The sequence below is a fragment of the Ruegeria sp. CG11 genome (assembly GCF_056537245.1).
Map to the genome: position 1 here is coordinate 149,412 of NZ_JBQFRE010000007.1, position 13,495 is coordinate 162,906.

Here is a 13,495-nt window from a genome sequence, read left to right on the forward strand (position 1 = left end):
TGATTTATCCCCGTTTCCTAAACATAGCTGTGAAAAGGTAAGTTTGGGACGCTCTCTAGTCGCGGACAATGAAAACTGAACAGTCCGAGTGTCTTGCAATGCGAGCAGAGTTTGGTCCAAGCAAACGGTCGGTCAGACCAGATTTATGAGCTCCGATCACGACCAGATCCGCCTTGGCCACTTTCAGGGCCTCTAGAACCTGTTCGTACACATTACCGATTTCGACAATATGCTGAACATTTCCAAAATCCGGAAGGTTGTCCCGAACGAAATCATGAAGCTGCTGGTTTGTGGTTTCGACCGCCGTTTTCATCGTGCCCTCTTTGAAAAAGGAGCCGACGATGGACATGCCATAGTCCGGTACCACAGTCGCCACGCTTAGCGTCGCGCCGTAGAACTTTGCCAGTTCCGCGGCTGTCTGCAACACGCGGGTTTCGGTTTCGGGATGCGACAGGTCGACCGCGCAAAGGATACGCTGGGTCATGCCAATACTCCTTCTGCCTGTTTGCGTTTGCGGCGCATCTGAAGAAGGAAGACGACACCAAGCAGCAGGAAGGCCGGGATATAGAATACCTCTTTCGGCATCCGGTCGGCCTCGACCTCGATTTCAACCAGTTCCCAGTCGAAATCGATCCCCAGCTGTTCTGCCGGTCCGCCGAAATTCAGATTGTCGACAAAAAGCTTCCCGTCTTCATCGCGGAACTCAATTCCGGCGCCATCCAACAGACGGGTCTGACCATCCGCGCCTTGCGGGCCCAGCGGCAGCAGGTAACGGGCATCCACCGGATCGCCTTCAAGATCCTCGCCGATCAGCCGCACCCTAAGCGAGTCATCATCCGGCGCCGCCTCGGCCATCGTAAAGATGTCGCTGCCGCCGCGGGTTTCGTGTTCCGGCTGAAGCTGGTTCAGGAAGAAACCGGGCTGGAACAGGGTAAAGGCCACCAGCAGCAGGGCTGCGCTTTCCCAAAGCTTCGATTTCACCATGAAGAAGTTCATCGTGCTCGCTGCAAACAGTAACATGGCGATCATGGCGATGATAAAGACGAACACAGCCTGATAGGGGCCTACATCAATCAGCAGCAGATCGGTGTTGAAGATGAACAGGAACGGCAGCAGGGCAGTCCGGATCGAGTAGAAGAACGCCTGGAACCCGGTCTTGAGGGGATCACCCCGCGAAATCGCGGCGGCCGCGAAACTGGCCAAGCCCACAGGGGGTGTCACGTCTGCCATGATGCCGAAATAGAACACGAACATATGCACGGCGACCAGCGGTACGATCAGCCCGTTCTGCGCGCCCAGTTCGACCACCACGCCCGCCATAAGCGAGCTGACGACGATATAGTTGGCGGTTGTCGGCAGGCCCATGCCCAGCACGATCGAGATCAGCGCCACAAAGAACAGCATCGCCAGCAGGTTGCCACCCGATAGGAACTCGACAAATTCGGCCATCACCTGGCCGATGCCGGTCAGCGTCACGGCACCGACGATGATGCCAGCCACGCCCATGGCACATGCCAGACCGATCATGTTACGTGCGCCGGTGATCAGGCCTTCGTTGATATCCGCCAGACCCTGACGCAGCTGTTTGCTGACATCTCCGCTCTGGCGGAAAAACGCCTTGAGCGGGTTTTGGGTGAGCAGGATCGCCAGCATCGCGATTGACGACCAGAAGGCCGACAGGCCGGGGGATTTACGTTCGATCATCAGCAAATACATCAGCAGCAGGATCGGCAGGATATAGTGGATGCCGGTCTTGAAAATGTCCCGCGCAGGCGGCAGGTGCTGCATCGACTCAAGGCTCATCTCGAGGTCGGGTTGCTGTGCTGCAAAGCGGACGGCGGCAACATAGACCACGGCGATAATGCCGACGATGATCCAAGTCGAAGCCGCTCCGGTGGCGGCCTGGATGAAATCGACGATCACTCCGCACAGCATCAGCGTACCACCGGCGATGACGATCGAAATGGCAATGATGAAGATCGCGCCCAGCATGAACTTGACCGGATGCATCCGGCTGGTGCCGGGCATATTCATCTTGAGGGCTTCAAGATGCACGATATAGACCAGCGCGATATAGGAGATCGCAGCCGGGACGATGGCGGTTTTGACCACCTCGACATAGGAAATGCCGACATATTCGGTCATCAGGAAGGCCACGGCACCCATCACAGGCGGGGTCAGAACGCCGTTGATCGACGATGAAACCTCAACCGCGCCGGCCTTGGTGGCCGGGAAACCGACCTTCTTCATCAGCGGGATGGTAAAGGTGCCGGTGGTGACCACGTTGGCAATGGACGAGCCCGAGATCAGCCCGGTTGCGGCGGATGCGATCACCGCCGCCTTGGCCGGGCCGCCGCGCAGGTGACCCAATGCCGCGAAGGCGAGTTTCAGGAAATAGTTGCCTGCACCGGCCTGATTAAGCAGCGCGCCGAACAGGACGAACAGGAATACAAAGCCTGACGAGACCCCCAATGCGACACCGAACACACCTTCGGTGGTCAGCCACATATGACTCATCGCCTTTTCAAGCGAGGCGCCCTTCCACTGCACCACTTCGGGCAGGCCGGACCATGAGCCGAAGAAGACATAGGCCAGGAAGAACAGCGCCACACCCATGAGCGGGAAGCCCAGGCTGCGCCGCGCCGCCTCAAGCAGCAGAACGATGCCGACGACCGAAACCGCCACATCCAGAGGGTTGGGAGCCCCTGATCGGGCAGCGACGCCATTATAGGCATAGAACAGATAGGACGCGGACAGGGTCCCGATGATCGCGACAACCCAGGTCAGCAGCGGGATACGGTCGCGCGGGCTGGATTTCAGACCGGGAAAGGCGATGAAGGCCAGCAGGACGGCAAAGCCCAGATGAATGGCGCGGGTCTGGGTGTCATTCCACACCCCCACCCGCAAGATGAATGGCAGCGGGGACGCAATCCAAAGCTGATACAGCGACCAGACCAGCGGGATGTACCAGAGCGCGGCGCGGCCGAATTTGTCCTTTGGCTGGCGTCCGCCGGTATCGCTGTTTGCAACGAAGTCATCCGGCGCCGGATCTCGCGCGGTGCCGTTTTCCGTCTGTGCCATGCTGTCCCCGTTAGTTGTCTATACAAGAAAATCCCCGGTCCCGCGATGGGACCGGAGGGCGGTGCTATTACTCGTTCAGGCGGTTACTGCCAGCCGCGTTCCTGGTAATATTTCATCGCACCGGGATGGATCTCGGCAGTCAGACCGTCCTTGATCATTTCGCTTTCTTTCAGCCGTGCAAAGGCTGGGTGCAGTTTTTTGAAATCATCAAAGTTTTCAAAGACGGCTGCGACTACGGCATAGACCACCTCATCCGGTGTGTTGGCCGAGGTGACAAAGGTTGCTTTCGGCCCCCAGGACGGGATGTCGTCGGGGTTGCCGGGATACATGCCGCCGGGGATGGTGGCAGCTGCATAAGCGGAGTTCTCGGCCAGCAGGTTGTCGATGGCGTCACCCTCAAGCGGGATAATCTTGACGTCGCAGGACGAGGTCGCCTCCTGGCTAGAACCGTTCGGCAGGCCCGCCGCCCAGATAGTTGCGTCAATCTTGCCGTCACACAGCGCTGCCGCCTGTTCCGATGACTTCAGCTCGGCTGCCAGCGAGAAATCCTCGTTCGACAGGTCCGAATAGCGCATCAGCGTCTCGGCCAGAACCCGAGTACCTGAACCGGGGTTGGCAATATTTACGCGCTTGCCCTTGAGGTCTTCCACCGTTGCGACACCGCTGTCGACGCGCGCCATCAGATGCATCGGCTCGGGATGGACCGAGAACAGAGCCCGCAGTTCCGGATACGCGCCATCTTCAGAAAACGCGCCGGTTCCGGCCAGGCCGGCTGCCTGAACGTCGGATTGGACTACGCCGAAATCAAGCTCGCCCTGGCGAATGGTCCGGGTGTTGTAGACTGAACCGCCGGTCGACTCGACCGAGCAGCGAATTCCGTGTTCCTTGCGGCCTTTGTTCACCAGACGACAGATTGCGCCGCCGGTCGGGTAATACACGCCGGTCACGCCGCCCGTCCCGATTGTAATGAACTGCTGGTCGGCGGCGGCGGCCGCCCCTGCGATCCCCATGGCTGCAACCACACCCATGAGTTTGTGTTGAAACGTCATTCGCTTTTCTCCCTGATAGATATTTTGAACCGAATGCAACAAGTGATGTGCTTCAGAAGACAGCTAAAGGCTACAATCGTAATTTCTGTTGTCACGGAAAAACGAGTGTTTTTTTAGAATTCCAGTAGGCGTTACTACCCTGTCTCAATTTTTCATACGATTTGATTCGTTGCGCAGCATCTTTGCCACCCAGACTCACAAGCAATGCCAGAAGGCCTTCAACAACAGCAGTCGCGCCCGCATAGCAACAGAAATGGTGGGTCGAAATAACTGAGACCACGAGAGTTTCGTCGGGGACGAAATCTGGTGATATGACGTCACTGTCTGAGATTAGTACAAGTTTCATTTTTTTGGCCTTGGCAAACCTGCAAGCCTCGACCGTCTCTAGAGAATAGGGGCTGAATGTGACGGCAATAAGCACATCCTGTTCATCAGCGTGGTTGAGTTCGTCAATGGCACTGTTCATATGCCCTGGAACTAAATTCAACGATGGCAATGCCATACGACCGACATAGTGAAAATTGTGAGCAATCGAATAGCTGGCCCTGACAGCTGTAATGTAGACCTTACGTGCCTTCAGCAGAAGCTGCGCTACGCGTTCCATTTGCTCGGGTGATTGCCTCTCAAGTGAACGTTTCACAATTGCGATAGAATTCACAGCCGCGTCCGCCTGCACGTGACCCAATGCGCCATGATCACGCACATCTTTGGCCCAATCGGAATCTTCTGTTTGCGGGGCCGCGACGAGGGCAAACCTAAATGGCTCGCGCATTGCCTCAAAGTTGTCAAAATCAAGGTATTTGGCCAATCGGATCAATGTGTTTGTACTGACGCCACTCTTTCGCGCACTGTCCCGGATTTGGTCCAATCCAAAGTCGGCGGGATGATCAACGATGTACTTCGCTGCAATCTTCATACGCGGAGGCAACTCTGGTAGATCCCCCTTAAGCATTGAAATTACTTTGTTCTTTAGAGTTGGGTCCATATTGATTCGCTCCTCTGCGACTCAATTAAATAAAAAACACACGTTATTTTTGCACCCACATTGACCGAATGCGTAATTTTATGAAACCTATTCTTACTGCAATTCACAAACCGGCAAGTTTGCTGGCTGGAAGCAATCAGGAAAAACATGGCACATCTTCCCTCTCACGCTTCAGTCGTCGTTATTGGCGGCGGTATCATGGGGTGTTCAACACTCTATCACCTAGCCAAAATGGGTGTCAGCGACGCCATTCTGCTGGAACGCAATCAACTGACCTCGGGCACCACCTGGCATTCGGCGGCACAGGTGCGTGCGCTGCGCCACTCGCAAAACCTGACACGGATGATCCAGTATTCTGTGGATCTGTACAGCCAGCTGGAGCAGGAAACCGGCCAGAATGTAGGTTGGATTCAAAAAGGATCGCTGTCCATCGCGACCACACCCGACCGTCTGACCCATGTGAAGCGGCAAGAGGCGCTGGCCCATGCCTATGGGATTGAGGCGTATTCCGTTTCGGCGGATGAAGCCAAGGAGCGCTGGCCGCTGATGAACGCCGATGATGTGCTGGGCGCAGTCTGGTCGCCCGATGATGGGCGCGTGTCGCCCAGCGACGTCTGCGCGGCTCTGGTCAAAGCGGCCAAGGGCCTGGGCGCAAAAATCTTTGAGAAAACCGGTGTGACGGGCATCCTGACCGAAAACGGTAGGATCAAAGGGGTCGAGACCACGCAAGGCACTGTAACGTGTGATGCCATTGCGCTGTGTACAGGTTTGTGGTCGCGCGAAGCCGGGGCAATGGCCGGGGCAGAGGTGCCCGCTCTGGCCTGCGAACATTTCTATCTGCTGACCAAGCCGATTGAGGGCATCGTCGGTAACACGCCAACTCTCAGCGACCATGACAGCCATCTGTACATCCGTGACGATTCCGGCGGGCTGCTGGTGGGATGTTTCGAGCCGATGGGTAAACCCATCGCGCCGGGCGTGCTGGATGAAAGCTTTGAATTCGGTCTGCTGCCGGAAGACTGGGATCATTTCGAGCCGATGATGGAACTGGCGCTGAACCGTCTGCCCGCGCTAGAAACCGCCGAAGTCAAGATGCTGCTGAACGGACCCGAGAGCTTTACGCCCGACGGTACGTTCATGCTGGGCGAAACCGCCGAGACACGCGGGCTGTTCCTGGGCTGCGGTTTGAATTCGGTTGGAATTGCCTCGGGCGGCGGGGCAGGGATGAACCTGGCGCATAGTATCGTGCATGGCCACACTGCCTATGACCTGACCGAAGCCGATGCCAAGCGCTTTGCGCCGGTCTTCAATTCGGTCGAGCATCTGATGGCGCGCGCGCCGGAAATTCTGGGCACGCATTACGATATCGCTTATCCGGGCAAACAGCTCTCAACCGCCCGGAACCTGCGCGCCCTGCCTCTGGATCGAGAATATCGAGAGGCAGGCGCGCATATGGGGCAGTTCTATGGCTGGGAACGACCGCTGTATTTCGGCAAAACCGCCGAGCCACGTATGACTTTTGAAAAGCCCGACTGGTTTGAAAACGTACAGGCTGAGGTAAAAGCCGCGCACGAAAAGGCGGCGATTTTCGACGCTTCGCCCTTTGGCAAGATCGAGGTCAAAGGCCCCGATGCCGAAACCTTCCTGCTTAAAACCTGTGCGGGCTACATGGCGCGCAAGCCGGGATCGGTGATCTATACGGCGGTGCTGAACGAGCGCGGCACGTTCGAATCCGACATCACGGCGCAGCGGATTGCCGAGGATCACTATCGCCTGTTCGTGGGCACCACCGCGATCAAGCGCGATCTGGCCTGGTTCCGCCGTCACGCTGAAGGCTATGATGTGACGCTGAGCGACAGCACCGAGGATTATGCGGTTCTGGGCCTGATGGGCCCCGAGGCCGCCCGCATCGCCACCGAAGTGGGCGCGGCGGAACTGAACGATCTGGCGTATTTCAAACAGGGCGAGGCGCATATCGCCGGCCACCATGTGCGCGCCGCGCGCCTGTCCTATGTCGGCGAGGCCGGTTGGGAAATCACCTGCCGGGCTGAGAATGCCCGCGCCATCTATGCCGCGCTGACCGGTGCCGGTGCGGTACCGGCGGGGATGTTTGCCCAGACTTCGATGCGGATCGAAAAAGGCTTCTGCGCGATGGGGCACGAGTTGGACAGCGATGTGACGCCCGTTGAGGCGGGGCTGGAATTCGCCACCCGCAAAAACGGTGGCTTCATCGGGTATGAGGCCATGCAAAATCGCAAAAAAGAAGGTGCGGTTCCAAATGTTGTATCGCTAGTGCTTGACGACGAAGCCGCAGTTCCGCTGGGGCATGAGCCGATCTATCTAAACGGCGCGATCATCGGTCAGACCAGTTCCTGCGCCTTTGGCTATCGGATCGGCAAACCCATGGCGCTAGGGCACTTCAAGGCACCTGTCTCCAATGGTGCGCGTGTTCAAGTCGACATCGGGCGCAAGTTTTTCAATGCGACCGTCACACTTGGTCCAGTGTTTGACCCCGAAGGTGAAAGGATGAAGCGCCCTTTGTTGTTGTAACACGAACTCGACCTCAACAATGCGTTCAAGCCTTTCAAATGTCGGCGCCGGGTCGGGAAGGAACCCACTCCAGGCTCGGCTACTGATGGGGCAGTCTACATAGGTTAAGGCTTCATAATTTATCGTAGCCATTGATCACTCGTCACCAAGATTCAGTTCTCACAAGAAACTCTGGGCCGTACCCGGGGGCGGCTTCGATGTAACGGGCAAAACCATGCCCGGAATGCGCCGCCATGTCGGCGCATTCCGGGCGCTTCACAATCCCCATTCAAAGGGCAAATTTCATTCTATGATCTGACTATTCCTGTCGCGCGCCTGAAGTTCTCGAAACAACGTGTCTTGTGTCTGACGTGAGACCACAGCAATGACCACTCCGGCATCAAGTGTCTAGTCCGCCCCTGTCTTGCCCCTTGTTTTTAAAGAGTAAAGTTGGTGTTTTTCTAACAAAGTTACGGGCACGGGTGACCGCATGTTGAAGGCCTGGCTAAGGTGGGTGTGATTGCACTGATTGAGCCAATGATTGATGGCGATCTAAACCTGTTCCGCCGTGGTGAACCATACAGCAATGAGCGCTACCCGACGCAGTTCCCCATTGAACTTCTCGTTGCATCCGTTCTTCAACGGCGATCCCGGAAAGATACGGATCGGTTCGATCCTAACTCTCCGCAACCATTCTTGCATGGCCTCAGCCCGAGCGACTACAACGCCTCCAGAACGTCACTAGTTCCCATCTTGGTTCGGCGGTGACCCCTAAGACCCCGGGCCTGAGGAAGCTCCTCTGTGGTCAGGCCCAGGGCTTTAGATGGGTCAGGATATCCTTGAGGTTCAGCTCGTCCGGTTCGAGTTCAGCACCGATCTTCATGATCCGAGTACTCTCTTTCGCAAGGGCCTTTTGTCCAGCATTCTGCGCGCGATCCATACCGCCGAATCGCTTCCGCCAAGTGTAAATGGTCGCATCGCAGATCCCAATATTTCAGCACGCCGATGCCACATCATCACATGCCATCAGCTTCAACTCTGCATCTTTTTCCGCTCCGGATCATAGGGTGGAAGTGCTAGCGGAGTTGCCCTGTATTTGCGATCCGCGACTTCGATTTCAAAATTCCGCGCGCGGGTTTCAGCCAGCGTTTCGCCGGGCGAAATCGATACGTTGGCGAAACACAGACATTTACCCGTGCGCGGTCCCTTGGCACCAGAACATGTCAGTCCCACATATGCTCCGTTTTCCCAAACCGGCTCGTCGTGCAGCAATAGCGCGTCGCCTTCGACCTCAAGCAGGATCTGACGGTGGGTCAGGCCAGCCTTTTTCTGCGCTGCCAGCGCTTCGCGCCCAAGGAAATCGCCCTTTTTCCAGTTCACGGCAAATCCGATTCCGGCCTCAAGCGGTGAAATGTCGGGGCCCAGATCGTGACCCCAATGCTTGAACCCTTTCTCGATACGGCAACCGTCAAAGGCGTAGATTCCCAGCAGACCCGCGCCCCGCGCGCGCAGTGCATCAAACAAAATTGGCGCTTGATCGACAGGCACGGTGACCTCCCATCCCAATTCGCCGACAAAGCTGATCCGGGTGGCGCTGCCCTTGATACCGGCAACTGACACAGCTCGCGAGGTCGAGAATGGAAAGTCGACCCAGTCAGCGTCAGAGAGCGCTTGCAACACCTCACGAGATTTCGGCCCCATGACCCCGATGACCGCCTCGTCCTCGGTTACATCCGTAAGCGTAACGTCAAACCCTTTCAGGCGCGCTTGTTTTCTGAGCCAATACAAATCCTTGCGACGGGTGGCGGCGCCTGAGGTGGCGCGGAAACTGCTCTCTCCGGTACGTGTCACGGTCAGGTCGGCCTCGGTCCCGCCGCGCTGGTTCAGCCAGGTGGTATAGACGGCTCGCCCAACCTCAACGTCGATGTTGGCGGTGCTGACCCATTGCATCATCGCCAGCGCATCCGGACCAGTGATGTCGATTTTGGTGAACATGGACAGGTCGATCAGCGACACGCCTTCAGCCATCGCTTGCGCCTCACGATCCGCCACATATTGCCAGGTCTGTGGGCCGACCGAATAGGGCAGCGTCTTTTCCTCTTCGCTTTCGGCAAACCACAGCGTGCGTTCCCATGCGCCGCCAACGCCCCAGACTGCACCGGCTTCGGCCAGTTTGTCATGCAGCGGAGACAGGCGCAGGTCGCGGCCCGAGATCGGCTGTTTATAAGGCCAGTGCATCGCAAAGTTGTTGCCCACCGACTCGCGCATCTTGTCTTCCATAAAGTCGTGGCCGGTCTGCAGCGGATCGCAGCGCAGAATTTCGATGTCCCAAAGGTCACCAGGCGCCTCCCCCCCGATCATCCAATCGGCCAGCGCATCCCCTACCCCGGCCGAGGACATGATCCCGACCGAATTCAGACCTGTGGCCACATAAAGGTTCTGCAGTTCCGGTGTCTCACCAACCAGCGGGCGGCTGTCAGCGGTAAAGCTTTCGGGGCCATTCAGGAAATGCTGGATACCCGCGCTTTCTAGCCCCGGGTACATTGTCAACGCCGCTTCGATAAACTGTTCAGCCTGCTCCCAATCATCCTCCATCTCCAGGAAGGGGCGGGTGCCCTCGGTCGAGTGTGGGTCCCAGGGCTTGGCGTCCATTTCAAACCAGCCAACCAGCAGCTTGCCTGCGTCCCCCTTCATATAAACTTGGGTTTCCATGTCGCGAAAAATCGGGAACGGCTTGGTAAACCCGTCGATCGGTTCGGTCACCACATACATATGCTTGACCGCGTGCTGCGGCAGCACGACACCCGCGTCATCCGCCAGTTTCTTGGACCAGGCCCCGGCACAGAGCGCAATCTGATTGGCATGGATGACACTGCCATCCGAAAGCTCGACGCCGGTTACCATACCGCCGTCCTGCAGCAGGCGCGTGACGGAAACTCCCTCGCGGATTTCAACGCCCCGACTGCGCGCACCTTTGGCATAGGCCATGGTCAGATCGACCGGGTTGACCTGGCCGTCCTCTTTCAGAGTCAGCGCGCCGTGGATGCCCTCGGCACTGATCCCGGGGACGCGGGCGGCAACCTCATCGCCCGTAACGATTTCGGGCGTCATACCGACATAGTTGGCCATAGCGTGAATGCGGTGCAGTTCGTCCATTCGCTCAGGGCGGCGCGCGATCCAATATCCGCTGGTCTGCTGATACCCCGTGGCCAGCCCTGTTTCTGCTTCCAGCTCGGGGAAGGTGGTCAGCGCACGTGACGCCAGTTGCGTCATATTGAAGGTCGCCCGCAGCGGTCCGACAATACCGGCTGCGTGCCATGTGGTGCCGGACGTCATCTGGTTGCGTTCAAGCAGAACAATGTCCTTGGCCCCCTTCTTGGACAGATGATACGCGAGGCTCAGACCAATGACACCGCCGCCGACGATGACTATGTTTCGCTGTTCGGACATGAAATTCCCCAAATTTTGCGATTTTTAGCATAGTAAGGAAACTGGCTGGAAACGCGCTAGGAGCGTTTTTCGGAAACAGCAATAACACATTGTTATTAATGTATTATTTTTAGAACTTTCACGCTACGCAAGCCGTGCAGAGATCAAAGTTGAAAATTCATGCCTTTTTGGCATAGTTTTTGTGACAAATTCCCTATGGATCAACAACTGGCAATCGTCATGTCCGACACCGAGTTCGATTCTTTCCTGATGCCGGTGATGAATGCCATCGCCGCATTCAGAGCTGTTGCCGCGCTCGGGTCGGTCAGCGCTGCGGCCGAGAGGCTGGGCACCTCTCAATCCAGCCTGTCGCGCCATGTGCAAAATATTGAGGCGCATCTGAACTGTCAGCTGTTTCTACGCGAAAAGCGCCGTATGGTACTGACCCCGGCAGGTTTGCAGTTTTACAACGTCGTCGACTCCGGTCTGGGGCATATCTCGCGCAAGGCGCAGGACCTGCGCAAAGAACAGGGAACCAAAGAGATCAGCATCAGATGCGGGCACGGGTTTGCGCATTTCTGGATGTTGAAACACTATCCGCGCCTGCAACGCAGCTTTCCCCAGCTTCAGATTAATCTTTCAGTCGGGCCTCTGGGCGTGGCACAGCTGGATACTCCGGCAGATTTCGAAATACGTTTAGGGCCAGAGACCAACGCGAATTGGCACTCTGACCTATTGATCCCCGAAGACATTTGTCTGGCCGCATCACCGGAATTTCTGGAAAAACATGGCCTGACCGGACAGGCTAAGCCCATGAAACAGATTGCCAAACTACGGCTGTTGCATCTGGATCAGGGCGAATACGGCATTCACTGGTTCGGGTCCTACTTCGCCGAGTTTGGCTTCAGCTACAAACCAGACCCCCGCACATTGTTTTTCAACAGCTATCCGCATGTGGTTCAGGCCGCCACCGAAGGTCGGGGAATCTGTCTTTTATGGCGGCGACTGGATGGTGGCGCTTTGGCGGATGGCGATCTGGTGGAGCTACCTGGAACGGTGTTGAAGGGGAATGGCGGGTATTACCTGACCTGCCGCAACCCGTCGAAAGACGAGCCCGGTTTCAGCAATGTCAGACGCTGGATGATCAATGCCTGTGCGATGACGCTTAAAAAGCCGTGTAGTGGCACGGCCCAAACGCAACCCGCCCGGAGATGTTTGAGTTCTCCGGGCGGGTTTTGGTTTTGAAACGGCTCTGCCTATTGGTCGGATTGGAGCCTATTCGGATCGAATGCGCCTCCGAAGCCGTAGTTGTTTGAGGGCTGGGTCTGGTTGTCCGACCCCTCTTCTTCGTCTTCGGTCTCCTCTTCACCGCTCAGGGTGTTTGGGGCGAACACGTTGCCAAAGCCGGAATTGTTGGCGTCGGGGGCGGATTGAGACCCCTCTTCCTCGGATCCGGGCTGCAGTTCGTCGGGATCGAACACGCCTTCGAACCGGCGCTGGCGGCGTTCCTCGCGCTGTTTGCGCAGCTCTTGAATACGCTGTTCGGCTTCCAGACGTTTTTGCTCTTTGACATTGGCGATACACTGGCCGGGGTTATAGGCCGTCGCGGTTCCAACCACGGTGATCGTGGCGACGGCGAACATGACGAGCAAAACCGCTGCCATATTGCCAGAAAAGAAGCTGGGCAGTTTGATCTTGCCCGCCAACTCCTCGACCGTGGCATTCTTGCGCGCGGCGGCAACCAGCTCCTGCCGTTTCAGCTTGGCTTCGTTCAGCAAGGCAAAGAACACGGTCAACGCCACGATGATGAAGGCCAGAGCGGAAATCGACGGCGTGATACCGTAGCGCACTTTTTGCGCCAGTTCGATGGTCAGCGTCGGGTATTCACCAAAGGTGAAGGTGGTGGTGTTGTAGTTCTCGAACGAGGCGAGGAACGCCAGCACCGCCGCCGAGGCAATCGCCGGGCGCATGAAAGGCAACAGGATTTTCCGAAACGCCTGCGCATGGGTCGCGCCGAGGTCCAATGCGGCCTCGGTTAGGGCGACGTCATAGCGCTGCAGCCGCGCCACCAGCACCAGCATGCAATAGCTGGCGATAAAGGTGGACTGGCCGATCACCGTCAGGAAGATGCCGTTGGACAGGAAACTGTCCGCACCCAGTCCTAGCATCCGGTTGATCCGGTCCCAGAACACCAGCGTCGAGATACCCAGAACCACGCCCGGGATCAGGATCGGCGCGATGATGACCGTGTAGTAGGTCGCGCGCAGCTTGGGCCAGATCTGCGTCAGCATCAACGCGCCCGCCAGACCCATCGCCACCGACAGAACAACTGTCCCGGCCCCGATGATCAGCGAGTTCTTGATGCCGTTCAGGATACGCTGATCCTGAAACAGCTCGCCGAACCACTGGAAGGTCAGGCATT

The 13,495-nt window shown here is 57.3% G+C and carries 9 protein-coding genes; 2 read left to right on the plus strand and 7 right to left on the minus strand.

The window, feature by feature from the left end; translation table 11 throughout:
* Positions 1-55: 55 nt before the first annotated feature.
* From ACR0KW_RS15995 to ACR0KW_RS16010, 4 genes are all read right to left on the minus strand, one after another.
* The gene (locus tag ACR0KW_RS15995) at positions 56-484 is read right to left on the minus strand and encodes a universal stress protein (RefSeq protein ID WP_480805893.1); all 429 of its coding nucleotides are present in this window, start codon (positions 482-484) and stop codon (positions 56-58) included.
* Complete coding sequence (locus ACR0KW_RS16000) at positions 481-3,081, minus strand: TRAP transporter permease (RefSeq protein WP_480805894.1); 2,601 nt, start codon at positions 3,079-3,081, stop codon at positions 481-483. Before ACR0KW_RS16000 ends, ACR0KW_RS15995 begins: the two co-directional genes overlap by 4 nt.
* Before the next feature lie 83 nt (positions 3,082-3,164).
* Positions 3,165-4,130, minus strand: coding sequence for a TAXI family TRAP transporter solute-binding subunit (locus ACR0KW_RS16005; RefSeq protein WP_480805895.1), 966 nt, complete (start codon positions 4,128-4,130; stop codon positions 3,165-3,167).
* A gap of 91 nt (positions 4,131-4,221) precedes the next feature.
* The gene (locus ACR0KW_RS16010) at positions 4,222-5,115 is read right to left on the minus strand and encodes a MurR/RpiR family transcriptional regulator (RefSeq protein ID WP_480805896.1); all 894 of its coding nucleotides are present in this window, start codon (positions 5,113-5,115) and stop codon (positions 4,222-4,224) included.
* A 147-nt stretch (positions 5,116-5,262) separates the two neighbouring features.
* On the opposite strand from ACR0KW_RS16010, the gene ACR0KW_RS16015 reads away from it, so the two are divergent.
* Positions 5,263-7,665, plus strand: coding sequence for a GcvT family protein (locus ACR0KW_RS16015; RefSeq protein WP_480805897.1), 2,403 nt, complete (start codon positions 5,263-5,265; stop codon positions 7,663-7,665).
* A gap of 784 nt (positions 7,666-8,449) precedes the next feature.
* Here ACR0KW_RS16015 and ACR0KW_RS16020 read toward each other — a convergent pair.
* Both ACR0KW_RS16020 and ACR0KW_RS16025 read right to left on the minus strand, forming a co-directional pair.
* Positions 8,450-8,584, minus strand: a complete 135-nt coding sequence (locus ACR0KW_RS16020; protein WP_480805898.1) for a hypothetical protein — start codon at positions 8,582-8,584, stop codon at positions 8,450-8,452.
* A gap of 92 nt (positions 8,585-8,676) precedes the next feature.
* Positions 8,677-11,094, minus strand: coding sequence for a GcvT family protein (locus ACR0KW_RS16025; RefSeq protein WP_480805899.1), 2,418 nt, complete (start codon positions 11,092-11,094; stop codon positions 8,677-8,679).
* A gap of 195 nt (positions 11,095-11,289) precedes the next feature.
* Here ACR0KW_RS16025 and ACR0KW_RS16030 point away from each other — a divergent pair, with 195 nt between their 5' ends.
* Positions 11,290-12,318, plus strand: coding sequence for a LysR family transcriptional regulator (locus tag ACR0KW_RS16030; protein WP_480805900.1), 1,029 nt, complete (start codon positions 11,290-11,292; stop codon positions 12,316-12,318).
* 11 nt (positions 12,319-12,329) lie between these two features.
* Here the strand turns inward: ACR0KW_RS16030 and ACR0KW_RS16035 are convergent.
* The coding region (locus ACR0KW_RS16035) for an ABC transporter permease (RefSeq protein ID WP_480805901.1) at positions 12,330-13,495 on the minus strand (1,166 nt) is incomplete at its 5' end.